Consider the following 26,266-nt stretch of genomic DNA (forward strand, 5'->3'; position numbering starts at 1 on the left):
AAAATATCACCTAAAGGAGAAAAGTCAATGGAGAGCAGGTCTTTTTTAATTATAGATGAAACAGGTATTCATGCACGTCCAGCTACAATCCTGGTCCAGACAGCAACTAAATTTGAGTCGGACATCGAACTCGAATATAACAGTAAGAAAGTTAATTTAAAATCAATTATGGGTGTCATGTCATTAGGGGTAGGTAAAGGTGCAGAAGTGACTATTTATACTGATGGCAAAGATGAAGAAGAAGCAATTGAAGCAATTTCAGAAACTTTATCAAGTGAAGGACTGACTGAATAATGCCCGAAATTATTACAGGGAATCAATTGAGTGAAGGAATCGGCTTTGGAAGCATAATTATTTCAAATAAAGTTGATGTTGAAATTACTAGAGAGAAAATAGCAAGTAATCAGGTTGAAACTGAAATAAAAGCATACAAAGATAGTGTTCAAAAAGCTCACGTCCAGCTAAGAAAGTTGAGAGAAAATGTAGGAGAAAATCTCGACGAAGATAGTGCCGCCATTTTTGATGCGCACATTATGATGTTGGATGACCCGGGATTCAATGAACAAATAATCGAACATATCAATGCACTGAATAATGCTGAAAGTGCAATTGAGGCAGCAGGAAAAGTATATGTCGAGAAATTTGAAACCCTTGAATCAGAATATATGCGTGCTAGGGCACTCGATGTTAAAGATATATGTCTCAGACTGATCAATAACATTCGAGGTGTTGAAGTAACAGATTTGACGCATATGACAGAACCTGTAGTAATCATCGCTGAAGAGCTAACACCTTCAGCTTCCGCTCAACTAGATAGTAAATATGTAAATGGTATCGTAACTGCAAAAGGCGGTATGACGAGTCATGCTGCTATTATTGCTAGAAGTCTAAATATCCCACTCGTCTCAGGGATTGAAGATATAGTAGAGAAGGTTACTGAAGGTGACGACATTATTGTAGATGGCTTCAGTGGAGATGTTGTACTCTCTCCGACAGAAGTTGAGTTCGCTGCCTACAGTGAAAAGCAAAAAGCTGAAGAAAGAAAGATTAAAGAATTACAGAGGTTAGTGGGTAAGGAAACAACAACATTAGATGGTATTAAAGTGAATTTATTTGCCAATATTAAAGGACCAGAGGATGTCGTTGATGTAAGTAACAACGATGCTGAAGGTGTCGGACTTTATCGTACAGAATTCTTGTACATGAACCGTATGAACCTACCCACCGAAGAAGAACAATACACTGCTTATAAGACGGTTTTAGAAGCTTCAGAAGATAAGCCAGTTATCATAAGAACACTAGACATCGGTGGAGACAAGGAGCTAGCCTACTTAAACCTACCTAAAGAAGCAAATCCATTTTTAGGTGAGCGTTCTATTCGCTTCCTGTTAAAAAATGAAGACATTTTTAGAACACAGTTACGTGCTTTAGTGCGTGCCAGTGTTCATGGGGATTTAAAAGTTATGTTTCCAATGATTACAACTTTAGACGAATTTAATCGTGCGAAGGCCTTGTTAATAGAAGAGAAAGAACGATTTGAGAAGGAAACAGATGAAACACTAAAGTCAATATCTACTGGGATTATGGTCGAAACACCATCTGCTTCTATGATCAGTGACCAACTTGCAAAACATGTTGATTTCTTTAGCATAGGATCAAATGACTTAATTCAATATACGATGGCAGCTGACCGTCTCAATCACCAAGTGAGTGATTTGTATCAAACTTATCACCCAAGTGTTTTAGGCTTAATTAAAAAGGTGATTGATAGTGGTCAGAAGTATGATAAATGGGTTGGTCTTTGTGGTGAAATGGCATCAGACTATAAGTCCATAGCATTATTAATTGGTTTTGGTATTGATGAATTATCCGTTCCTTCAAAAAAAATATTATCGATTCGTGAGTATATTTCAGGTGTCAAAAAAACTGACATGGAGCATTTAGCTGAACGTGTATTAAACGTAGATAGCGGTGAGGATGTACTTTATTTAATAGAAGAATATACAAACTTAACTTAAAATTAAATATTATATTGTAAACTGGACATGCAGAGGAGACTGCATGTCTTTTTTAAAACATAAAAATTTATACAACGAGGTGCGATATGCAAGAACGAAATAGAAAACCAATCGCTTTATTTCTTTCAATGCCAATATTGGCATGGGCACTTTATGACTTTGCCAATACTATTTTTTCAGCGAATATCGTGACGCTTTTCTTCCCGCAATACATTACAGAAATCGTTGGGACTAATGCACGATTAGAACAGATATCTTCTACGGTTATTGCCTATGCAAATGCAGCATCTGCAATTCTCTTAATCATATTCTCACCGCTGTTTGGTGTGTTGATGGACCGAACAAAGAAAAGACAAAAATATGTTGTTATATTTACTATTCTTACAGTAATTGCTTCAATTCTTATGGGGTTCTTTGGTGGTATAAATAGTGGCACAATTTTTGGAATACCAAATGGCCTATTCTTAACAATCTTATTCTTTGTATTTGCTAAGTTTACATATGGATCAGGTAATGTTTTTTACGATGGTATGTTGTCCTCCTTAGGGAGTAAAAAGGAAGTGCCATTAATTTCTGGTTTCGGTGTTGCCTTAGGTTATTTAGGGACACTTGTTGGTATTTTCTCCGTCTTAATCATCGTTGGTGATGCACCGATTCATAATGCATTTTGGTTAAGTGGAATCTTATTCTTGTTATTTTCACTGCCATTGTTCTTTGTAAATAAAGACCGTGTTAAAAAGCAAGCTAAAACAAAAGCGTCGTTTTTAACAGGCTATAAAGAAATTTATCAATCATTTAAAGAGGCAAAAAAACATCCATCTATTTTCTTTTTCATGATTGCTTACTTCTTTATAAATGATGCACTGGCTACAGCAATTGCTATGATGCAGCCTTATGCAACGACTGTTGTCGGTTTTGAATCATCAGCTTTCTTAATTGTATTCATGGTTGCAACTTTATTTTCTATTATCGGTGCCTTAGTATTTGGCTTTATAAATCAAAAGTACGGCTCTAAACCAACCTTTAGTATTATCGGTATTATTTTAGCAACAGCCATATTAATTGCAGCGTTGCCTTTACCGATGTGGACTTTCTGGATTGCTGCCAGTATGTTTGGTATCGCCATGGGTTCTGTCTGGGTCGTATCAAGAACGGTTATTATAGAACTAGCGCCAAATGGACATGAAGGACAATTTTTTGGTCTTTTCGCTTTTAGTGCCAAGATGAGTGCTATCGTTGGACCATTTATTTACGGAAGTATCACTTTAGTACTAAGTGATTTCGGGACCATTGCATCAAGAATAGCAATCACGAGTCTATTACTCATGGTACTAGTTGGACTTTATTTCCATAGTAAAGTAAAATTACCCACTCCTAAAGTATAGTTGAAGTTAAATGTTAATAATTTCACAAATATGTCAATGTTTCTTTTCGCTTTCCATTTAAGTTAATAAGGAAAAGCGTTTATAATGGAGAGTATGAATACGGGGTGAAAATTATGGATGATGTTTTAATTGGTCGCTTACTCACGGGAATGACGTTAAGTTTTCATATTATATTTGCCACCATCGGTGTAGGTGTACCAATTGTATTTATGGTTCTCGAATTTTTGGGAATTAGAAATAGAGATGCACATTATTTAACCATGTCAAGAAGAATTGCCAAAGGTTATACAGTAACAGTGGCTGTTGGTGTTGTGACAGGTACGATTATAGGTTTGCAACTGTCATTAATATGGCCTGATTTTATGAGACTTGGTGGTCAGATTATCGCGCTACCATTATTCATGGAAACATTTGCCTTTTTCTTTGAAGCAATATTTTTAGGCATATACTTATATACATGGGATCGTTTTAAGAATCAGTGGTACCATTGGTTATTAACTATACCGATCGTGCTCGGATCGAGTTTATCTGCAGTGTTTATTACGACGGTGAATTCATTTATGAATACGCCTGCCGGTTTTGATTTTGTCGACGGAGAATTTCTAAATATTGATCCGCTTGCTGCAATGTTCAACCCATCAACATGGGTAAGAGTATTCCACGTTGTAGTGACAGCATATATGACAATTGCTTTCTTACTCGCAACTATTAGTGCAGTTAAATTACTAAAAGCTAAATTTACAGAGGATAAAACCTATCATAAAAAAGGTCTAAAAGTCATGATGTCAATCGGTGTTGTGATGGCTTTACTAACTATGCTTGCAGGAGATTTATCTGCGAAATTCTTACACGAAGAACAACCAGAAAAACTAGCAGCTTTTGAATGGCATTTTGAAACAGAGGAAAGAGCAGACTTAGTATTATTCGGTATTTTAGATGAAGAGACCCAAGAGGTAAAATATGAGCTAAGGATTCCATGGGTGCTTAGCTTCCTAGCAGGTAACTCTTTTGATACTGAAGTCAAAGGTCTAAACGATATACCAGAAGATGAACACCCACCTCTAATCATTCACTACTTCTTCGACTTAATGGTGTTCTTCGGTATGTACGGACTTGGCGTTGCGATCGTTTACTTCTTAGTAAAATGGACGAAACGATGGACTAAAATTAATGAACACCACCCGCTCTTACTCTATCTCTACGCTTTAACTGGACCACTTAGTTTCTTAGCGATTGAAGCAGGCTGGTTCCTAGCGGAAATGGGACGTCAGCCATGGATTGTTAGAGGATATATGAGAGTATCAGACGCGGTGACACAAGCAGACGGTCTCGGTATTACACTTATTGCATTCGCAGTGCTGTATGTCATCTTAGGTATTACGTCAATCTACGTGTTAATTAAGATGTTTAAAGATAAGTCCGCTGAAGAAGAGAAGCTAAATTGGTACGGTGAAACTGGCATCGAGTCTGAAGATGTGACGGGAGGTCGTTTACCATGATGAGTTTAGATTATGAAATTATTGGTATTACGGTGCTCTGGAGCTTTTTATATTTATATGTAATCATTGCTTCCATAGATTTTGGTGCGGGGTTCTTTAACTTTTATTCTAAACTAACTGGTGATGACAATATCATTAGCCCGATAATCTCAAGGTATTTGAACCCAGTGTGGGAAACAACCAACGTTTTCTTTGTCTTCTTTTTCGTTGGAATCGTCGGTTTTTATCCTGATACTGCTTATTATTTAGGAACTTCCTTATTAATACCAGGATCCTTAGCACTCATACTGTTATCGATCAGGGGGGCATATTATGCCTTTAACTCTTATAATACTGAGAGTAAATTGAGTTGGGATGCATTATATGGTCTAACAGGACTTTTAATTCCTGCCTCATTGTCAATTGCACTTGTAATTTCAGAGGGTGGCTATATTGAAGAAACTGCTGAAGGTCTCACGTTAAATGTAGAAGAACTTCTATTTTCAACTTATGGTTGGTCAGTTGTTTTCTTAGCGATTATTTCAGTATTATATATTTCAAGTGGTTTCCTAACATTCTATGCCAACAAGGCAGAAGATGAAAAGGCGAGCGAGCTTACAAGAACTTGGTTCTTAATATGGAGTTTACCTACCTTGGTCATCACACAGTTTGTATTCTTAGGCTTAAGAGACCACAACCAGGTACACTTTGAAAATGCACAAAACTATTGGTATCTATTTGGTTTAAGTTTACTATCAATGATCCTAGCGGTCTTCTTAGTATGGAGACGTCGTAATTACGGCACAGCGTTTATTTTAATCATGCTGCAATTTGCCTTTGCATTTTTCGGTTACGGCATAAGTAAGTTACCTTATATCCTGTATCCTTACATCAATATAAACGATGCAGTCGTAAATGAAAACATGGCTTTTGCATTGACAATCGTCTTTGTTTTAGGTTTACTAATATTGATTCCTTCACTTGTTCTCTTAGCGAAATTATTCTTATTCGATAAAGACTACGTTAAAGGAAATAAAAAATACTAGTAAATAGAGTAGGTTGAAAGCATGAAAAAAGAAATTGCGGTAATTGGTCTAGGAAGATTTGGCGGAAGTATTGTTATGGAACTTCACGATATGGATGTTGATGTATTAGTAATTGACTCAGACGAGAATAGGGTCAATGAGTATCAAGAATTCTCTACTGAAGGTATTATCGGAGATTCAACAGATGAGGCAATGCTAAAAAATATTGGTATTGATAATTATGATAATGTCATTGTAGCAATTGGTGACAATATCCAGGCAAGTATTTTAACGACCTTAATTTTAAAAGACTTGGGTGTAAAGAAAGTAACATCTAAAGCACAAACTGCCCATCACGGTAGAGTGTTAGAAAAAATTGGTGCCGACTCCGTGATTCATCCGGAGAGAGATATGGGGAGACGTGTTGCTCATAGGTTGGTCTCATCATCTGTTGTAGAGTATCTAGAAGTTTCTCACAACCATTCAATAATTGAATTTAGTGCAAATCAAAAATTTGAAAACAAACAAATTTCGGATTTAACATTAAGAGAGAAGTTTGGGATTTCAATCATTGCTATAAAGAGAGACCACGACATTATCGTCAGCCCCGATGCAAATACAACGATACTAGATGGTGACATATTAATATTAATCGGTACAGATGAACAATTAGGTCTATTTGAAGATAAGATGGATCGGTTGAAATAAACAAAAACCTGCGAATATTATTCGCAGGTTTTTTACTATTTATCGTCATTTACACGCATAATGACTGGTAAGATCATTGGACGACGTTTCGTTTTGTTGTATAAGAAGCCACTTAATTCTTCAATGATTAGTTGTTTGACATTATACCATTCCACATTGTCTTTGGTACTAAGTAATTTATTGACTTCATCTTTAATTTTCTTCTCTGCACTTCTAATTAAACCGTAAGACTCTCTCATATATACAAATCCACGTGAGATGATGTCTGGTCCACTTAATAAATCGCCGGTAGAGAAGTCAATTGTTAAGACAACAACAGCCAGGCCTTCTTCGGAAAGTGATTTACGGTCACGTAAGACGATGTTTCCAATATCTCCGATACCATTTCCATCCACGAAAACAGTACCTGCCTGAACGCGGTGAGAAAATCTTGCGCTATCTTTAGTGAGTGCGAGTACATCTCCGATTTCAAAGACGAAGATGTTATCTTCTTTAACTCCAGTTGAAATAGCAAGTTGTCTGTGGAGATCCAACATTCGGTATTCACCGTGGATTGGCATAAAGAACTTCGGCTGCATTAGACGCAACATTAATTTCTGTTCTTCTTGTGAACCATGGCCTGATGTATGAATGTTAGAAAGTTTGCCATGAATTACATCAGCACCAGCCTTATAAAGTGCATTAATTGTTCTATTCACACTTAAGGTATTACCTGGAATTGGTGAAGAACTAAATACTACAGTATCTTCTGGAATAATACTAATCTGTCTATGTGTACCGTTAGCAATTCGTGATAGGGCAGCCATTGGTTCACCTTGTGAACCCGTACACAAAATCATCACCTTATGCTTATCAATCTTATTAATCATTTTTGCTTCTATAAAAGTTTCAGGTGGTGCAGTGATATAGCCGAGTTCTTGACCGATTTTGATGTTATTTTCCATGCTACGACCAAAGACGCAAATTTTACGGTCAAATTTCACGGCAGCTTCAATTGCTTGTTGTACACGGTAAATATTAGATGCGAATGTCGCGAAAATGATACGCCCTTTACATTTTCTGAAGATGTCTTCGACGTTCTGACCTACTTCCTTTTCACTAATGGTGAAGTTAGGCACTGTTGCGTTGGTAGAATCGGAAAGTAAGCATAGTACCCCTTCTTCACCTAACTGTGCCATCTTAGATAAGTTGGCAGGTTCACCAACAGGAGTAAAGTCAAATTTGAAATCACCTGTGTGCACAATGTTACCTTCAGGTGTACGGATAATAACACCGTAAGCCTCTGGTATAGAGTGTGTCGTTAAATAAAATTCAACATCCATATGTTCAAACTTAAGTACACTGTCTTCATCAATAGGAATAAGCTCTGTACGACTTAGTAAGTTATGTTCTTCCAATTTATTTCTGATTAAGCCTAAAGCGAGTGGGCCTGAGTAGATGGGTACTGAAATTTGGCGCAGTAGGAAAGGAATGCCACCAATGTGGTCTTCGTGACCGTGCGTTACGATTAATGCGCTAATTTTGTGTTCGTTCTCTTTTAAGTAAGTGTAATCAGGAATGACATAGTCTACGCCAAGTTCGTCATCTGTAGGGAACTTAACACCCGCATCGATGATGATAATTTCATCTTTGTATTCGATACAGTAAGTATTCTTCCCGATTTCTCCGAGTCCCCCGAGAGAAAATACACCAACTTCATTTGTTTCTAATGACATTAGTCGATAGACTCTACTTTGAAGTCTTCATTATTGTTTTTTTCATATTCCAGATGCGCGGGACTAAGTGCCTGGACAAATTCTATGTTGCTGTTAGTGTCTTTAAGTGACTTTCTAACTTGTTCTTCTGTTTCAGCTTCGACATATAAGATCTGAGTATCTTCTCTAATGATACGCGTATCTTTGTCTTCTTGATATAATACTTTAAATACTGTCATAAATGATGACTCCTTTATAAATTAGATAATTGTATATTTTATGTCGTCTACACAATAAAAATATGTGCCTTTTTATATGTTTTAAGGCACATTATTTCATATATTCATTGTGCAATAAACCCTTCCTGCCTAGGATGCCTTTCAACTTTTTCTTAAGCCTATCGAGTAACTTTTTCAGCATACGATCACACCCTTATATACTTAATTTCATTTTACCTTATAGACCGAGTACTTGCAAAGACTTTATAATGGACTCAAAAGGAGGATGAAAGATGAATGCAGAACAGATTATGATAGGGGTAGAAAGGCAACAAGAACGTACAGATAAGGTTTTTACTGGTGTGGAGTTTAACGTAAGGGACAACACTATTGTAATGAACTATGTATACGATCAAGATCAAAATACAGAGCAGGGAAGTGGTGATGACCTCATCATCCCACATGATAGTGATCCGGTCTTTATGAACGAAGATGAAATGAATGAACTTCTAGATAAATTAAAAGATAAAAATATTTTTTATACGATTAGAAAAGATGAATTTATATAATTGGCCAAAATTAAACCGTCCGTTTTCCCTAAAGGGAATTAACGGACGGTTTTAAATTAAGTACTTTGTTATTCGAGTGGTTGAGCACCATTTTTCGCTTCAAACGGTGCATCATCGTCTATGTGGTCATAGAACATAACGCCATTTAGATGATCAAGTTCGTGTTGGAGCACGACTGCTAAAAAGCCTTTTGCTTTAATCTCAATTTTTTCACCTTCAATAGTTTGTGCTTCTACTCTTATGCGTTTTTTTCGTTGCACAATGCCTTCAATTTCCTTATCAACACTCAGGCAACCTTCACCATTTGGTAGAAAAGTTTCTGTAACTGAATGGCTTTTTACTTTTGGATTGATTAGCATATAATCATATTCCGGTTTACCATCTTCACCCTCAACATAAATTGCCAACATTCTCTTATTTAAACCGATTTGAGGTGCTGCAAGACCAACACCAGGTCTGAGTGAATATTTTTCACTCATCTCAGGATCTTGTGAGTTAACCAGGTACTCTCTCATACTTTTTAACTCGGCAATTGTTTCATCATCTATGATTTCAATCGGTTCTGTTTTAGTGCGGAGTATCGGCGCTCCGTCTTTTACAATGTCTGCCATTGTCAGCATGATATAACCTCCTCAATTCAAACACTTGTTTATTATACAATATATTTAAGTTAAAATGATATTGTCAGATTTAATATATTTTAAATGATACTAACATTGGAGGTATATAGTCAGTGAAAAAATTCAGTATATTACTATTAGGCGCTTTGCTATTTTTATCGGCATGTAGCAACGCAGAATCAGAATTAAATGATTTCTACGATGATTTTACTCAGAGTTTAACTGAAGAAAAAGACTTAGCAGATATTAACGAGGAATATAATACGCTTGAAAGTGAAAAGTCAGAGCTTCAAGAACAATTAAATGATGCAAACTTAGAAGAAATTAATAATATTAGTCCAGACTTGATTGAGAACACTGAACAACGTCTCGAATTATTAGATGAGGAATCAGAGATGATGGCAAGTGCTAAAGAGGCTTTTGAAGAGGCAAAAACATCTGTAGAAGAAATATCTGATGAATCATATAAACAAGAAGCAGAATCACTTGTTCAGTCTATGGCGGCACGTTTTGAAGCTCATGAAACGCTAAATAATACATACAAAGAAGCTTTAGCTAGCGAGATGGAATTATTTGAATACCTTGGTGAAGAAGAAGTGACACAAGATGTGATCGATGAACACCTAAATCAGATTGCAGAGTACAGCGAACCGATTAACGAAGCATCGTCTACATTTACGGAGGAAACAGAGAAAGTAAATCAGATTAAAACAGAAATTGAGCAAATTTTAGAAGCGCAATAAGGCTAATTCCAGAGTGTTACTATAACAGATTTAACTGTTACATTATTACAACCCTTGATATATAAGACCTGTATCATTCTGTTATAGTTATATAAGTTTTACTGTTATAACAGCCTTATGTTAGAATGAAATTAATTAATCATATCAAGAAGGGATTGTGAACACACATGGCAGCAAATGAAAAGTTTAACCCGGTGGATGTTCTATCAGATATTGAAGCTAAATTTGAAACATTTCAAGTTCTGAATGAAAAAGGGGAAGTCGTTAACGAAGATTTAGTTCCAGATTTATCTGACGATCAACTCGTTGAGCTAATGACTAGAATGGTTTGGACGCGTGTATTGGATGCACGTTCTACTGCTTTAAACCGCCAAGGTCGCCTTGGATTCTTCGCACCAACAGCTGGTCAAGAAGCATCACAAATTGCAAGTCAGTACGCATTATCTGAAGGGGATTATATATTACCAGGCTATCGTGACGTGCCACAGTTAATCTGGCATGGATTACCGTTGACAAAAGCTTTCTTGTTCTCACGTGGACACTATAAAGGTAACCAGTTCCCTGAAGGCGTGAACGCCTTAAGCCCACAGATTATTATCGGTGCTCAGTTTGTGCAAACGACAGGTGTTGCACTTGGCCTTAAAAAACGTGGTAAAGAAAATGTAGCGATTACTTACACTGGTGACGGTGGTTCTTCACAAGGTGATTTCTACGAAGGTATCAACTTTGCAGGTGCCTATAATGTACCAGCAATATTCGTAATACAAAATAATAATTATGCGATTTCTACACCAAGAGAATTACAGTCTAAAGCAAAAACACTTGCTCAAAAATCAGTAGCAGCAGGTATCCCTGGAGTCTTAGTAGACGGTATGGATGCGCTTGCAGTCTATTCAGTGGTTAAGGAAGCACGTGACCGAGCGGTTAACGGTGAAGGCCCGACATTAATTGAAATGTTAACTTACCGTTATGGTCCACATACTATGGCTGGTGATGATCCAACTAAATATAGAACTTCAGACGAAGATTCTGAATGGGAGAAGAAAGACCCATTAGTAAGATTCCGTACCTATCTTGAAGGTAAAGATTTATGGACTAAAGAAAAAGAAGACGAAGTTATCGAACGTGCGAAAGAAGAAATTAAAGCTGCTATTAAAGAAGCAGACGCAACAGAAAAACAAACTGTTACAGGATTAATGGAATTAATGTACGATGAAATGCCATCTAACCTAAGTGAACAGTACGAGTACTACAAAGGGAAGGAGTCAAAATAATATGGCACAAATGACAATGATTCAAGCGATCACTAATGCTATGGCAACAGAGTTAAAAAACGATGAAAATGTTTTGGTTTTCGGTGAGGACATTGGTGTTAACGGTGGTGTATTCCGAGCTACAGAAGGCTTACAAAAAGAGTTCGGAGAAGATAGAGTATTTGACACACCATTAGCAGAGAGTGCAATCGTGTCACTCGGTCTTGGTTTGACTCTAGAAAACTATCGTCCAGTCATTGAAATTCAATTCTTCGGATTCCTATTCGAAGCAATGGATGGTATTGCTGGTCAAATTGCACGTCACAGAATTCGTTCTGGTGCATCAAAAACAACACCTATCGTAGTACGTGCACCATTTGGTGGCGGTGTTAACACACCTGAATTACACGCTGACTCACTAGAAGGTTTAATGGCACAAACACCAGGATTAAAAGTTGTTATTCCATCTAATCCAATTGACGCAAAAGGGCTTTTAATTTCAGCTATTCGCTCAGAAGATCCAGTCATCTTTTTAGAGCACATGAAACTTTATCGTTCATTCCGTGAAGAAGTACCTGATGAGGAGTATGAAGTTGAAATTGGTAAGGCGAGCGTAAAACGTGAAGGTGAAGACGTAACATTAATCGCCTACGGTGCAATGGTTCAAGAAGCAATTAAGGCAGCGGACGAACTTGCTGAGGAAAATATCAGTGCTGAGGTAATTGATTTACGTACGGTTTCTCCTGTTGACTATGAAACTTTAGTTGAATCAGTGAAGAAAACAAACCGTGCTGTAATGATCCAAGAAGCACAACGTCAAGCTGGTGTTGCAGCAAATGTTGTCTCTGAGTTATCAGAGCGTGCGATATTACACTTAGAATCACCAATATTACGTGTGACAGCACCGGATACGGTATATCCATTTACTCAGGCAGAAAGTGTATGGCTTCCAAATAAAGATCTTATTATCGAACGTGCAAAAGAAGTTCTAGATTTCTAAACTCTATTAAACAGGAGGAATTACTATGGCATATGAATTTAAATTGCCGGATATCGGTGAAGGTATTCACGAAGGCGAAATTGCTAAGTGGTTAGTAGCTGAAGGCGATTCAATTAGTGAAGATGATGTATTAGCTGAAATACAAAATGATAAAGCTGTGGTTGAAATCCCATCTCCTGTAGATGGCACAATTTCAAAAATCCATGTTGCTGAAGGTGAAGTAACGACTGTTGGTACAACTATTGTAACCATTGATGACGGTTCAGAAGACAGTGGAGATGCTTCTGATGAAAGCGAATCTTCTAAAGAAGAAACTAAAGAGAGTACAGAAGTCACTGACGATGCAAACAAACCTGCTGATGAAGACAAGGTAACAGAAGAATCACCGAACGAAGTAGAAACTCAGACAGCTTCAAAAGCTAGTTCAGACAAAGATGATACCGTTGTTATTGCTATGCCTGCTGTAAGAAAATTTGCACGTGAACAAGGTGTGAATATCAAGGAAGTTTCAGGTAGTGGTAAAAATGGCCGTATCTTAAAAGAAGACATTGAGAATTTCGGTAGTGAAGAAAGTACTGCTGTTGACCAAGCTTCTGAAACTAAAGAAGAGAGCAAGGTTTCAGCTCCAGTTCAAAATACTGGTGATTTAGAGTCTAGAGAGAAAATGTCAGGAATGAGAAAAGCGATTGCTAAAGCAATGGTGAATTCTAAGCAAACTTCTCCACATGTGACGCACATTGATGAAGTTGTAGTGGATGACTTATGGGCACACCGTAAGAAATTCAAAGAGATCGCAGCTGAACAAAATGTTAAATTAACGTTCTTACCATATGTGGTTAAAGCACTCGTTTCTGCACTTAAAAAATACCCAGTACTTAATACTTCTATTGACAATGAAACATTTGAAGTCATTCAGAAATATTACTATAATGTAGGTATTGCAGCAGATACTGAAAGAGGATTAGTTGTGCCAGTTGTTAAAGATGCAGATAAGTTATCTATGTTTGAGATTTCAGATGAAATCAACGACTTAGCAACAAAAGCACGTGACGGTAAACTGACGTCTGAAGAAATGAAAGGCGGTTCAGTTACTATTTCCAATCTTGGTTCTGCGGGTGGTAAATGGTTCACACCTGTCATCAACCAGCCTGAAGTTGCGATTTTAGGTATCGGACGTATTGAAGAGCAAGCAATTGTTAAAGATGGTGAAGTTGTACCAGCGCGTGTACTTGCCTTATCGTTAAGTTACGACCATAGACAAATTGACGGGGCAACTGCTCAAAATGCATTGAATCACATTAAGCGCCTGCTTAATAATCCGGATTTATTACTTATGGAGGGATAGTAAAATGGTAGTTGGAGATTTTCCTATTGAAACAGACACAATTGTAATCGGTGGCGGACCAGGTGGGTATGTCGCTGCAATTAGAGCAGCACAGCTTGGCCAAAACGTAACATTAGTAGAAAAAAATAAAGTAGGTGGTGTTTGTTTAAACGTTGGATGTATTCCATCTAAAGCAATGATTTCATCAGCACACCGTTACCACGAAACACAACATTCAGAAGATATGGGTGTCATTACAGAAGGTGTAAAATTAGATTTCTCTAAAGTGCAATCATTCAAGGAAAGCGTAGTTAACAAACTTGTTGGTGGCGTTGAAATGTTACTTAAAGGTAATAAGGTAAACGTTGTTAATGGGGAAGCTTACTTTGTAGACAGCAATAAACTTAAAGTAATGGATGAAAAACAATCTCAAACTTACGAATTTAAAAATGCTATCATTGCAACAGGATCACGTCCAATTGAAATCCCTGGATTCAAATTTGGTGGAAGAGTATTAGATTCTACAGGTGCATTAGCACTTGAAGAAGCACCAGAGAAACTTATCGTTATCGGTGGCGGTTACATCGGTACTGAGTTAGGTTCGGCTTATGCGAACTTCGGTACAGAGGTAACAATCCTTGAAGGTACTGCAGATATTCTTGGTGGCTTTGAAAAACAAATGACACAGTTAGTTAAGAAAAATCTTAAATCTAAAAATGCGACTATCGTTACTAAAGCCATGGCTAAATCAGCAGAAGAAACTGACAATGGCGTTAAAGTAACATATGAAGCTAAAGATGAAACTCATGAAGTTGAAGCCGACTACGTATTAGTTACAGTAGGACGTCGTCCGAATACAGATGAAATTGGTCTTGAAGAACTTGGAATAAAGATGACTGATCGTGGAATCATTGAGGTAGATGAGCAATCACGTACAAGTATTCCAAACATCTACGCAATTGGTGATATCGTTGATGGATTACCACTTGCACACAAAGCAAGCTATGAAGGTAAAGTTGCTGCAGAAGCGATTGCTGGAGAAAAATCAGCAGTGGACTATATTGCGATGCCAGCTGTATGCTTTACAGAACCTGAATTAGCAACTGTTGGACTTAACGAATCACAAGCTAAAGACAAAGGTTTCGAAGTCTCTACAGGTAAATTCCCGTTCCAAGCAAACGGTCGTGCTTTAGGACTTAACAAAACAGACGGTTTCGTTAAAGTTGTTGCCCGTAAAGAAGACGGTTTAGTACTTGGTGCACAAGTTGCAGGAAACGGTGCTTCAGATATCATTTCTGAACTTGGTTTAGCAGTTGAAACAGGAATGACACTGGAAGATATTGCATTGACAATTCATGCTCACCCAACACTAGGTGAAGTACCTATGGAAGCAGCTGAAGTTGCACTAGGTCGTCCAGTTCACTCTATGTAATATATAAACATTAAAGATCAGGGTATTTACTCTGATCTTTATTTTTTTAGGAGAGGTTAGATGGAAAATAAAGAATACACATATCCCTTAGACTATGATTGGTCGACTGAAGAAATTCTTCACGTTATGTCTTTCTACCAGGCTGTTGAGATTGCTTATACAGAAGGTGTTCTTGCTGGTAAATTTCAAGAAGCCTATGATGATTTCAAAGAAATTGTACCGTCGAAAGCTGAAGAGAAAACACTATTTAAAGATTTTGAAAAAGCGAGTGGCATGGTGCCATTTAAAATTATTAAACAGCTAAAAGATAGTGAGCCTAAAGACATTTTAAAACCATAAAAATTTGATTGTCATATCTATACCTTCTCGCATATAATGAATTGTACTAATTTTAACGAGGAGGTATACATGACAACAATTAAACTAGAAAACGTCGCTTATACATATGGAGATACACAAGTTCTTAAACATATAAATTATACATTTGAAGATAATAAATTTTATACAATTCTCGGGCCTTCTGGTTGTGGTAAAACGACGATACTAAAACTTATTGGGGGTTTTATCGAACCGAACAGTGGGGAAGTGCGTTTTGATGATAAGGTGATGAACAAGATTCCAGCTAATCAAAGAAAGGTGAATACGGTCTTTCAAGACTATGCGCTTTTTCCACATCTAAATGTTTTAGAGAACATTATTTTTGGCCTGAAAATTAAAAAGACTTCAAAAAAAGAAATGGATAAAAAACTCGATGAAGTCTTGAGATTAACCAATTTAGAAGAATTTAAAAATAGAAATATCGGTGATTTATCTGGCGGTCAGAGACAGCGTGTTGCAATCGCGCGTGCGGTGATTAATGAGCCAGATATTTTACTGCTCGACGAACCACTGAGTGCTCTGGATTACAACTTGAGAGTAGATATGCAGTATGAGTTAAAAGAAATGCAAAAGCGACTCGGTATTATCTTTATTTTTGTAACACATGATCAAGAAGAAGCCCTTGGACTAAGTGATGAAATTATCGTCATGGACCGAGGGAATATCGTCCAAACAGGCTCACCTAAAGATATATATGATGAACCACTCAACCGTTATGTTGCAGATTTTATTGGGGAATCCAATATTGTAAGAGGTACGATGGTCAAGGATAGAGTGGTCAGTATTTATGGACGCTCATATGACTGCATTGATGGTGGGATTATGCCTAATACAAGTGTAGATGTCATGATTAGACCTGAGGATATTTACTTTGGTGAACACAATAAAGATAAACTTAATGTCACGGTTGACTCAGTACTTTTTAAAGGTGTCCACTATGAGATCTGTTGCCTTGACGAAGATGGTTATGAGTGGGTGATGCACTCCACGAAGAATGCTTTATTAGGGAGTAAGATTTCTTTAAATTTTGCTAAGGAAGATATCCATATTATGATTCCAGGTGAAGATGAAGAGAACTTTATAGAGAGACTGGAATCTTTTCAAGGTGAGGACGAATGAAAAAGTTATTGCTGATTCCATATGCGCTATGGATGCTAATTTTTGTTGTCTTTCCCTTGTTGCTCATGGCTGCTTATAGTTTTATAGATTTATCCGGCAATATCACTTTGAACAACTATGCATCCTTTTTTTCAAGTAATTATATACAGATGACCTTATCGTCATTTTGGTATGCATTTTTAATCACGTTATTCACCCTGATCGTAAGTTATCCACTTGCACTAGCTTTAAATGCAACAAAACGTAAGACAATATGGCTGCTGATCATTATCTTACCTACCTGGATAAACCTACTGCTAAAGACCTATGCATTCATCGGGATTTTTGGGAAAAACGGTATCTTAAATGACATTTTTGCTGTATTTAATATCGATGAAATACAGTTACTATTTAGCGACACAGCATTTATTATTGTCAGTGTTTATATTTTCTTACCCTTTATGCTTCTACCATTATTCAATGCAATAAGTGGTATCGATAATAATTTATTAAATGCCGCTAAAGACCTCGGTGCAACACGTGTACAAGTATTTAGTAAAATTATCCTACCGTTAACAGCTGATGGCATAAAAGCAGGCATACAAGTTGTGTTTATACCTTCTTTGAGTCTGTTTATGATTACAAGGCTAATTACAGGTAACAAGGTAATTACTTTAGGAACTGCAATTGAACAACAATTCTTAACAAATGAGAATTGGGGAATGGGTTCCACAATCGGTATATTTCTAGTGATATTTATGCTCTTAATCATGGTGATAACGAGTGGAAAGTCTGATAATCGGGTGATGAAACTATGAAAAAGATTGCGAATATTTTCTTGCTTGTCTCGATATTATTATTGTACTTTCCGATATTCTACCTGATGTTTTACTCATTTAATAGTGCAGGTAATATGAGTCACTTTGACGGCTTTACGCTTAATTATTATAAATCAGTACTCACAGATTCGAGGATGCTTGTCATCATACTAAATACGATTGCTGTTGCCTTAATCTCTAGTAGTATAGCGACTTTAATCGGACTATGTGGTGCTTTGTACCTGTACAATATAAAAGAAAAAAGTAGGAAAATGCTACTTGCTGTTAATAATGTCATGATTGTATCGCCTGACGTTATTATTGGTGCGTCATTGTTAATTCTTTTTACATTAGCTGGGATGAGTTTAGGTTCAGTGAGTGTAATTTTAGCGCATATTGCATTTTCAGTACCGATAACAGTTATATTAATTCTCCCGAAATTATATAGCATGAATCCATCTTTAGTTGATGCAGCAAAAGACCTTGGTGCAGATACAAAGACGACGATTATAAAGGTTATCATTCCATATATTAAACCCGGTATTATTGCAGGATTTTTTATGGCACTGACTTATTCCTTAGATGATTTTGCAGTTACATTTTTTGTAACGGGTAGTGGATTTTCACTCTTATCAGTTGAGGTATACTCAATGGCACGTAGAGGTATTACGCTTGAAATTAATGCAATCTCTACTATTGTATTTGTCGTTGTTTTCACATGTGTCTTTATCTATTATTTAATCAGTAAAAGACAAGAAAAGTTGAGAGGTAGGGTCTAATGAAAACATTTATAACGCTAATAATCTTACCGCTTGCAATAGGGCTATTACTTTTAGTGTCAACGAACTTTACAGATGATGCCGATAGTTCATCAAATAATACTATTCATGTTTACAACTGGGGTGAGTACATCGACCCTGAACTATTAGATAAATTTTATGAAGAGACAGGTATAAAGGTAATCTATGAAACATTTGATTCCAACGAAGCGATGATGGTGAAGGTCAATCAAGGTGGTACAAATTACGATGTGGTATTTCCAAGTGAATACGCAGTAGAGAAAATGATTAAAGATGATATGTTGATGCCGATAGATTACGAACAGCTAAATAACGATGACAATATTGACCCAGATATTATTGAACGATTAGCGCCCGGTCTAAGTGATTATACTGTTCCTTATTTTTATGGCACTGTAGGTATTCTATATAACGAAGAAGCTGTGTCTGATTTAGATTTAACCACTTGGAACACATTATGGGATGATGATTTAGAAAATGACATACTCATGATAGATGGGGCTCGTGAAGCGATTGGTATGTCTTTAAATAGTATGGGGCAGTCTTTAAATGAAACTGACCGAGATGTTCTTAACTCGGCACAGCAAAAACTTTTTGAATTAGCACCAAACATTCGAGGTGTTGTTGGTGATGAAATTTCATCTATGATGGCTGAAGATGAAGCAAGTTTAGCAGTTGTATGGAGTGGTATGGCTAAAGATACCATGGCCGAAAATGAGAATTTAAATTATATAGTACCCGACGAGGGTTCTAATCTGTGGTTTGATGGTATGGCAATTCCTAAAAATGCTAATAATCCTGAAGGTGCACATCGTTTTATCGATTTTCTTTTAGAAGAAGAAATTGCGGCAACTAATACAGAGTGGGTGGGCTACTCCACGCCTAATGAAGCTGCTTTAGCAATGATGGATGATGACACACAAAATGATGAGCGCTTTTATCCGGATGAAGCAGCCCTAGACTCATTAGAGATGTACAGAGATTTAGGCTCTGAAATGATTAGTTATTATAATGAACTTTTTTTAGAATTTAAAATGAAGCTTGATTAACTTTAGTCTTTAGTGGGTATGAACAATACAAAGACATTTTAGGAGGATTACTATGGCAAAGGAGTATGTACAAACTGTAAAACCAGCTAGCCGTATCGCTGAAAGAATTTTTGGATGGCTAGGATGGCTTATCTTACTTGCTATTGCAGCAGGACTACTGTTTTTTTCTTTAGTTTATATGAACGATCAGGCAACAATTGATCAATTTACATCACAGATGGAAACTGAGTTAGCGAATTATGATTTACAAGGGACTGATCCACAAGCATTAATTGATGCTACTGTTGATACCCTAGGTAATTTCTGGGCGATTGCTTTATATCTAGCCTTACCTTTAATAGTCGCTATTCTTGGTCTAGTGAATATGAAACGTAGAATTCTAGCTGGTATTCTCTTACTTATTGCAGCAATATTAGCAGCACCATTATTTGTTACATTAATTTCATCACTATTCTTTGTAATTGCAGCTATTCTATTGTTCGCTAGAAAAGATACTGTAATCAAACATGAAGCTACTCCAGAGAGAGAAAGTGCGCTAGATAATAACTACCGAGATCGTCAAGCTGTCAGACATGAAGATGAAGATGTTAAACGCTATGAGAATGAATCGGATAACTCAGGTTATGTCGATGAGACAACCTCAAATGATGATATTGAAAGTACTCGTAAATTCGATCGTATAGATGAGTCAGATTATCAACAAAATGACACAAGAGAACATCCAACGACAGATAAAGAGTATGATTATAATAATGAAAGTAAGTTAGATGATTTTGATGATATCGATAGGGAAGACCCGTCACAAACAAGACGAAATAATGTAGATCGAAGAAATAGAGAATAGAATTTTACAGAAAACCAATCCTAGTATGTGCTGGGATTGGTTATTTTTATGTGTAAATTTATACTTAAAGTTAAGAGGTTTGTAAACGATAACAATGCTATAAAATCAAATGATTTAAAAATAAAAGTGTAAATATAGTTATCAGAATTTAATAAATAATCAATTATTATCATTCTAAAACTCATAATTTTCTGATATGATACCTTTTATAACTAAATCACAACGCCATGGAGGTCATCATTTGAATGCATTAATTCGTTTTAGCACATTTATAGGAAATACTTTTGCAGTTTGGGTCATCATTTTTGCAGTCCTAGCATTTGTAGTACCTGGTGGTTTTCAATGGATTTCACCATACATAAATATCCTACTAGGTATCATTATGTTTGGTATGGGATTAACATTAAAATTTAAAGATTTTAAACAGGTCATTACAGCACCTAAAGAGGTAATTACTTTAGTAATTGCTCAATATACAATCATGCCACTCATTGCTGTTGGACTTGTCTTTTTATTCCAATTACCAGCTGAAATTGCGATTGGAGTCATTCTTGTTGGTTGTTCACCAGGTGGGACATCATCAAATGTAATGACATATCTTGCCAAAGGAAATATGGCTTTATCGGTAACTGCAACAGCTGTTTCTACCTTGTTAGCACCGATTATAACACCATCATTGATACTTTTACTCGCTAGTGCATGGTTACCAGTGTCATTTTCCTCAATGTTTGTTTCTATAATACAAATTGTCTTATTACCCATTGCCCTAGGTATATTAGTGCAGTATCTACTTGGTAATAAAGTAGAAAAAGCAATAGGAATACTCCCACTGATTTCTGTTATCGGTATTATTGGAGTGTTATCAGCAGTGGTGTCTAACAATGTAGAAAACATTATCAGTTCAGGCTTATTAATTTTTGGCGTTGTAATCTTGCATAATTTATTAGGCTATTTAGTTGGTTTTCTACTAGGTAGAGTTTTACGTTTTGACTTAAGTGATACTAAAACAGTATCTATAGAAGTTGGCATGCAAAACTCAGGATTAGCAGCGACACTTGCAACAACACACTTCTCTCCAATTGCAGCAGTACCAGGTGCACTATTTAGCGTATGGCACAATATATCAGGTTCACTCGTAGCAAACTGGATGAGTAAGATGAAGCAGAATTCACAAGATAGTAAACAGGAGAATAATATGTCAGAAGAAAACTTAAATAATATTAAGAATTAATAAGGTGGGGCTAATATGACAGAGAAGAAAGATATCAGAATCAGATCACATGTTTATTCAGAAAGTAATGTAAAAGCACCGAACAGAGCAATGTTAAGAGCTGTTGGTTTTACTGATGAAAGCTTTGAAAAACCACAAATTGGTGTCGTTAGTAACTGGGCAGAGACGACACCGTGTAACATTCACTTGAATGATCTTGCGAAATTCGCGAAAGAGGGTGTTGCAGAAGCCGGCGGTGTGCCAATTCAATTTAATACGATTACAGTCGCAGATGGTATTGCAATGGGGACACCAGGTATGCGTTTCTCCCTACCGTCCCGTGACATTATTGCTGATTCAATTGAAACAATGGTTCAGGGTCAGAACTTTGATTCTTTTGTTGCTATCGGAGGGTGCGATAAAAATATGCCGGGCTGTGCAATAGCAATTGCGAATACTAATATCCCAGCAGTCTTTGTCTACGGTGGTACGATCGCACCTGGACGTCATGAAGGTAAAGATATAGACTTAGTATCTGTGTTTGAAGGTGTCGGTAAATGGAACAATGGTGACGTCACAGATGATCAATTAAAACGTGTAGAGTGTTCAGCTTGTCCTGGACCAGGAGCTTGTGGTGGGATGTACACTGCAAACACAATGGCAGCTGCTATTGAAGCTATGGGGTTAAGTTTACCAGGGTCTGCATCTAATCCTGCGGTAACAAAGGAAAAGGAACAAGATGTATATGAAGCTGGTAAGGCGGTAATGAATTTGCTTGAAAAAGGTATTTACCCTAGAGATATCTTAACTCGTGAGGCTTTTGAAAATGCGATTACTGTCGTTTTAGCACTTGGTGGTTCTACAAATGCTATTCTACACTTACTGGCGATTGCACATGCAGCTGAAGTAGATTTAACAATTGAAGATTTCAATACTTTCCAAGAAAAAGTTCCCCATCTTGCTGACTTAAAACCATCTGGCAAATATGTTTTCCAAGATTTATTTAAAGTCGGTGGTGTTCATGGTGTTATGAAATATCTTTATGATAGAGGATATATCCACGGTGACTGCTTAACAGTAACTGGTAAGACAGTTGCTGAAAATCTTAATGAAGTAGAAGATTTAACACCTGGTCAAGATGTTATCATGCCATTAGAGAATCCTAAGCGTAAAGACGGTCCGCTTATCGTACTTAAAGGTAACTTAGCAACTGAAGGTGCTGTTGCCAAAGTATCAGGGGTTAAAGTACGACGTCATGTGGGCCCTGCAAAAGTTTACGATACAGAACAAGAGGCGATTGAAGCTGTTATGGCCAATGAAGTCGTTAAAGGTGACGTTGTAATCGTCCGCTATGTTGGTCCTAAAGGTGGTCCAGGTATGCCAGAAATGCTTTCATTATCTAGCTTAATCGTTGGTAAGGGACTCGGCGAAGATGTCGCGCTCCTAACTGACGGACGTTTTAGTGGTGGAACCCACGGCTTAGTTGTCGGACATATTGCACCAGAAGCACAAGATGGAGGGAATGTCGCTTTAATTAAAACCGGTGACATTGTAACAATCGATCAGGATAAAAAAGAACTGTCCTTCGATGTATCTGATGAAGAACTGAGTCAACGTCGTGCAGATTTAATTTTACCACCGTTGTTCTCTAAAGGTGTGCTTGGTAAATATGCACATATCGTATCGTCGTCATCTAAGGGTGCGATTACTGACTTCTTTAATAGAGATGATCTAGCAGGTAAAAACTAAATTATAAAAATTAAAAATATCACTGCTACTAGACGTTTGTTGTCTAGTAGCAGCTTTTTTATAGCCAATCGATCATAAGAATTTGATGTAAATATACACAAAAACTTTTAAAATTTTAAAATATTGATATAACAATGTTGTAAACGATTTCATTTTCAGAAATGTTAGATAATTTAAAATTATTTGGATTTAGCTGTTGATTTTACTAATTTAACGGGTTATTATACATTCATTAAGAAATTTAAATAGTCTAATAATTCAAAATTAAAAACAAAGCGTTGAAGGGAACGTCGAAGCTGAAGTGTACTTCACAGAGATCGGATGGTTGGTGGAAATCCGAAATACCGCAGCATTGATTCTCATCCCTGAGTGCCCGGCTGAAAAGTAGTAGGCTGGGACGGGTTAAAACTCGTTATTTATTTTAACTAGTCGTTTTGGCTAGTTTCTAAGGCATATATCTTAAGGTATATGTAAAGTTGGGTGGTACCGTGGAAATCTCTTTTCTCCCCAAGATTGTCATTATGACACTCTTAGGAGAAAAGAGATTTTTTATTTTAAGTTTATGCTATAAGGAGGAAAACAATATGAAAGTTGAAGTTGAACGTGCCGAAGAAGTGATGACGAATATAAAAACAGGGGCAGACCTACTTGTCGAAGCACTCGCTGAACAGAATGTTGATACAGTGTTTGGTTACCCTGGTGGTGCTGTTTTACCAATCTACGATGCTTTATATCGCCAGGAGCGTTCATTTAAACACATTCTTTGTAGACATGAACAAGGCTTAATACATGCAGCGGAAGGTTATGCAAGGGTAAGCGGAGAACCTGGTGTTGTTATCGCAACAAGTGGACCAGGCGCTACTAACCTTATAACAGGTATTACGGATGCCATGATGGACTCTCTACCAATAGTCGTTTTTACTGGTCAAGTGTCAACGAAAGTAATCGGTACAGATGCCTTTCAAGAAGCAGATATCATCGGCTTAACGACACCAATTACTAAACACAACTACCAAGTAACTGATGTAAAAGACTTAAAACGTACAGTAAAAGAAGCCTTTCACATCGCATCAACTGGTAGACCAGGTCCTGTCGTAGTAGACATACCGAAAAATATTTCAGAAGCAACTGTAGAAAGTGATTATCCAAGTGACCTCCGTCTACCAGGTTATCAACCAACAACAAAACCGAACCCTTTACAGATTAACCGTTTGATGGATGCCTTAGAAAAGGCAGAAAGGCCAGTGGTCCTAACTGGTGCAGGTGTTCAATTTGCTAAAGCTTCAGATGAATTGAAACGATTCGTTAAGCAGTACAACTTACCAGTGGTATCGACTTTACTCGGTCTGGGTGTGTTTGAAGCAGATGATGAGCACTTCCTTGGAATGGCAGGGATGCATGGCACCTACACTGCTAATATGGCAATCCATGAATCGGATTTACTCATCAATATCGGAGCCCGTTTCGATGACAGGTTGACTGGTAAGATTTCAGACTTTGCACCCCATGCCAAGGTCGCACATATTGATATAGACCCAGCTGAAATCGGTAAAAACATTGAAACACAAATACCAGTTGTTGCAGATGCTAAGGAAGCTTTGGAGATGATGAACAAAGAATCCTTTGAAATGAAAAACACAGATGCTTGGATGCAGTTAATCGCCAGAAATAAGAGTGAGTATCCACTTTGGTATGACGAAGATAGAGATTTACTATCACCGCAAAAATTTATCGAAGATATCTATAAGGCGACGGAAGGTCAAGCAATTGTGACAACAGATGTTGGACAACATCAAATGTGGAGTGCACAGTTTTATCAGTTTAATCAACCAAATCACTTTGTTACATCTGGTGGTCTTGGAACGATGGGCTTCGGTTTACCCGCAGCAATTGGTGCACAGCTTGCGCGTCCAGATAAGAAAGTAGTCGCAATCGTTGGTGACGGTGGTTTTCAGATGACGATGCAAGAATTAGCAACTTTAAAACAATACAATTTACCAGTTAAAGTTGTCATTGTTAATAATGAAGCGCTAGGAATGGTTAGACAGTGGCAAGAAGCGTTCTATGATGAGCGTTATTCTGAGTCATTGATGCAGACTAATCCTGACTTTGTAAAACTCGGTGAAAGCTTCTCAATAAAGTCTTATCGATTTACTAAGAGTGATGAAGTATCAAATGAATTATATGCGGCTCTAAACTCTGATGAACCTGTATTAATCGATGCAAGAGTAGAAAAGCTGGATCTCGTTTGTCCGATGGTACCTGCAGGTAAAGGGAATCATGAAATGATAGGAGTGAAAAAATGAGAAGAGTAATCACTTTAACCGTTCAAAACTCCAGTGGGGTCTTAAACAGAATTACAGGCATGTTATCAAAAAGAGGATTTAACATCGAAAGCATCACTGTAGGTGCATCAGAAATTGAAGGTATATCTAAGATGACAATTGTCGTCGATATGCTAAATGATAAAAGTGCAGAGCAATTAACAAAACAATTGCACAAGCAAATTGATGTACTGAAAGTTGATGACATAACTGAATCGAAAATAGTTGCGAGAGAACTTGCCTTAATCAAGGTGGGTGCAAATAATACTTCAAGGGCAGAGATTCAAAGCATTATTGAGCCTTTTAGGGCCAGGGTACTTGATGTCTCGAAAAACTCATTAATCATCGAAGTCACCGGGAAGCCTGATAAGGTGGATGCTTTAATTGAACTCTTAACACCATATGGATTAAAAGATTTATCACGTACAGGTGTCACGGCCTTCAGACGTGGGCAGCAAAAGCATATTCAGGATTTAAAAACACTTAGTGTTTAATCAAATAAATTATATATATAAAAGGGAGTTATTAT

25 protein-coding genes and 1 other annotated feature are annotated in these 26,266 nt (G+C 37.0%); of the genes, 22 read left to right on the plus strand and 3 right to left on the minus strand.

Annotation, left to right across the window (positions count from 1 at the left end; translation table 11 throughout):
* The first annotated feature begins 27 nt into the window (after positions 1-27).
* The 6 genes from H624_RS0110030 to H624_RS0110055 all read left to right on the plus strand — a co-directional run bounded on the left by H624_RS0110030 (position 28) and on the right by H624_RS0110055 (position 6,614).
* Positions 28-294: a phosphocarrier protein HPr gene (locus tag H624_RS0110030; RefSeq protein ID WP_026867471.1), complete on the plus strand. Its 267-nt coding sequence runs from the start codon at positions 28-30 to the stop codon at positions 292-294.
* The gene (gene ptsP / locus H624_RS0110035; RefSeq protein ID WP_026867472.1) at positions 294-2,018 is read left to right on the plus strand and encodes a phosphoenolpyruvate--protein phosphotransferase; all 1,725 of its coding nucleotides are present in this window, start codon (positions 294-296) and stop codon (positions 2,016-2,018) included. The genes H624_RS0110030 and ptsP overlap by 1 nt, the downstream gene beginning before the upstream one ends.
* Before the next feature lie 86 nt (positions 2,019-2,104).
* Positions 2,105-3,403, plus strand: a complete 1,299-nt coding sequence (locus H624_RS0110040; RefSeq protein ID WP_026867473.1) for an MFS transporter — start codon at positions 2,105-2,107, stop codon at positions 3,401-3,403.
* Positions 3,404-3,516: 113 nt separating this feature from the next.
* Entirely contained in the window at positions 3,517-4,902 is a 1,386-nt protein-coding gene (locus H624_RS12060; protein WP_035857242.1) for a cytochrome ubiquinol oxidase subunit I, read from the plus strand.
* Complete coding sequence (locus tag H624_RS0110050) at positions 4,899-5,927, plus strand: cytochrome d ubiquinol oxidase subunit II (protein WP_026867474.1); 1,029 nt, start codon at positions 4,899-4,901, stop codon at positions 5,925-5,927. Before H624_RS12060 ends, H624_RS0110050 begins: the two co-directional genes overlap by 4 nt.
* Positions 5,928-5,948: 21 nt before the next feature.
* Complete coding sequence (locus H624_RS0110055; protein WP_026867475.1) at positions 5,949-6,614, plus strand: potassium channel family protein; 666 nt, start codon at positions 5,949-5,951, stop codon at positions 6,612-6,614.
* Positions 6,615-6,649: 35 nt separating this feature from the next.
* Here H624_RS0110055 and rnjA read toward each other — a convergent pair whose 3' ends face one another.
* Positions 6,650-8,329: a ribonuclease J1 gene (rnjA, locus tag H624_RS0110060; protein ID WP_026867476.1), complete on the minus strand. Its 1,680-nt coding sequence runs from the start codon at positions 8,327-8,329 to the stop codon at positions 6,650-6,652.
* Positions 8,329-8,547 carry a DNA-dependent RNA polymerase subunit epsilon gene (locus H624_RS0110065; RefSeq protein ID WP_026867477.1) on the minus strand — a complete coding sequence of 73 codons (219 nt, stop codon included), beginning with the start codon at positions 8,545-8,547 and terminating at the stop codon, positions 8,329-8,331. Before H624_RS0110065 ends, rnjA begins: the two co-directional genes overlap by 1 nt.
* Positions 8,548-8,819: 272 nt before the next feature.
* On the opposite strand from H624_RS0110065, the gene H624_RS0110075 reads away from it, so the two are divergent.
* Positions 8,820-9,095 (plus strand): hypothetical protein, encoded by a 276-nt coding sequence (locus tag H624_RS0110075; protein WP_026867478.1) that lies wholly within the window; start codon positions 8,820-8,822, stop codon positions 9,093-9,095.
* A 68-nt stretch (positions 9,096-9,163) separates the two neighbouring features.
* Here the strand turns inward: H624_RS0110075 and def are convergent, their stop codons facing one another.
* Positions 9,164-9,715, minus strand: coding sequence for a peptide deformylase (gene def, locus H624_RS0110080; protein ID WP_026867479.1), 552 nt, complete (start codon positions 9,713-9,715; stop codon positions 9,164-9,166).
* Between the two features lie 113 nt (positions 9,716-9,828).
* On the opposite strand from def, the gene H624_RS0110085 reads away from it, so the two are divergent.
* The 15 genes from H624_RS0110085 to ilvN all read left to right on the plus strand — a co-directional run bounded on the left by H624_RS0110085 (position 9,829) and on the right by ilvN (position 26,231).
* Positions 9,829-10,458, plus strand: a complete 630-nt coding sequence (locus H624_RS0110085; protein WP_026867480.1) for a YkyA family protein — start codon at positions 9,829-9,831, stop codon at positions 10,456-10,458.
* 167 nt (positions 10,459-10,625) lie between these two features.
* Entirely contained in the window at positions 10,626-11,732 is a 1,107-nt protein-coding gene (gene pdhA / locus H624_RS0110090; RefSeq protein ID WP_026867481.1) for a pyruvate dehydrogenase (acetyl-transferring) E1 component subunit alpha, read from the plus strand.
* A 1-nt stretch (position 11,733) separates the two neighbouring features.
* Positions 11,734-12,711, plus strand: a complete 978-nt coding sequence (locus H624_RS0110095; protein WP_026867482.1) for an alpha-ketoacid dehydrogenase subunit beta — start codon at positions 11,734-11,736, stop codon at positions 12,709-12,711.
* Positions 12,712-12,736: 25 nt separating this feature from the next.
* The gene (locus H624_RS0110100) at positions 12,737-14,056 is read left to right on the plus strand and encodes a dihydrolipoamide acetyltransferase family protein (RefSeq protein ID WP_026867483.1); all 1,320 of its coding nucleotides are present in this window, start codon (positions 12,737-12,739) and stop codon (positions 14,054-14,056) included.
* A gap of 4 nt (positions 14,057-14,060) precedes the next feature.
* Positions 14,061-15,467 (plus strand): dihydrolipoyl dehydrogenase, encoded by a 1,407-nt coding sequence (gene lpdA, locus H624_RS0110105; protein ID WP_026867484.1) that lies wholly within the window; start codon positions 14,061-14,063, stop codon positions 15,465-15,467.
* 60 nt (positions 15,468-15,527) lie between these two features.
* A complete protein-coding gene (locus H624_RS0110110; protein ID WP_026867485.1) occupies positions 15,528-15,806 on the plus strand; it encodes a UPF0223 family protein in 279 nt (92 codons plus the stop codon).
* 69 nt (positions 15,807-15,875) lie between these two features.
* Positions 15,876-16,964 carry an ABC transporter ATP-binding protein gene (locus H624_RS0110115; RefSeq protein WP_035857251.1) on the plus strand — a complete coding sequence of 363 codons (1,089 nt, stop codon included), beginning with the start codon at positions 15,876-15,878 and terminating at the stop codon, positions 16,962-16,964.
* Positions 16,961-17,761 (plus strand): ABC transporter permease, encoded by an 801-nt coding sequence (locus H624_RS0110120; RefSeq protein WP_026867487.1) that lies wholly within the window; start codon positions 16,961-16,963, stop codon positions 17,759-17,761. The genes H624_RS0110115 and H624_RS0110120 overlap by 4 nt, the downstream gene beginning before the upstream one ends.
* The gene (locus H624_RS0110125; RefSeq protein WP_026867488.1) at positions 17,758-18,540 is read left to right on the plus strand and encodes an ABC transporter permease; all 783 of its coding nucleotides are present in this window, start codon (positions 17,758-17,760) and stop codon (positions 18,538-18,540) included. Before H624_RS0110120 ends, H624_RS0110125 begins: the two co-directional genes overlap by 4 nt.
* On the plus strand, positions 18,540-19,610 hold the full coding sequence (locus H624_RS0110130) for an ABC transporter substrate-binding protein (RefSeq protein ID WP_026867489.1): 1,071 nt from the start codon (positions 18,540-18,542) through the stop codon (positions 19,608-19,610). Before H624_RS0110125 ends, H624_RS0110130 begins: the two co-directional genes overlap by 1 nt.
* Positions 19,611-19,662: 52 nt before the next feature.
* On the plus strand, positions 19,663-20,454 hold the full coding sequence (locus tag H624_RS0110135) for a DUF4064 domain-containing protein (protein WP_026867490.1): 792 nt from the start codon (positions 19,663-19,665) through the stop codon (positions 20,452-20,454).
* Positions 20,455-20,695: 241 nt separating this feature from the next.
* Positions 20,696-21,685, plus strand: a complete 990-nt coding sequence (locus H624_RS0110140) for a bile acid:sodium symporter family protein (protein WP_026867491.1) — start codon at positions 20,696-20,698, stop codon at positions 21,683-21,685.
* A gap of 15 nt (positions 21,686-21,700) precedes the next feature.
* Positions 21,701-23,413, plus strand: a complete 1,713-nt coding sequence (gene ilvD / locus H624_RS0110145; protein WP_026867492.1) for a dihydroxy-acid dehydratase — start codon at positions 21,701-21,703, stop codon at positions 23,411-23,413.
* Positions 23,414-23,682: 269 nt separating this feature from the next.
* Positions 23,683-23,926: a binding site (T-box leader), on the plus strand.
* A 71-nt stretch (positions 23,927-23,997) separates the two neighbouring features.
* Entirely contained in the window at positions 23,998-25,719 is a 1,722-nt protein-coding gene (ilvB, locus tag H624_RS0110150; protein ID WP_026867493.1) for a biosynthetic-type acetolactate synthase large subunit, read from the plus strand.
* Positions 25,716-26,231, plus strand: a complete 516-nt coding sequence (gene ilvN / locus H624_RS0110155) for an acetolactate synthase small subunit (protein WP_026867494.1) — start codon at positions 25,716-25,718, stop codon at positions 26,229-26,231. Before ilvB ends, ilvN begins: the two co-directional genes overlap by 4 nt.
* Positions 26,232-26,266 lie beyond the last annotated feature (35 nt).

It is taken from the genome of Jeotgalicoccus marinus DSM 19772 (assembly GCF_000425825.1).
GTDB classification, from domain to species: Bacteria; Bacillota; Bacilli; order Staphylococcales; family Salinicoccaceae; genus Jeotgalicoccus; species Jeotgalicoccus marinus.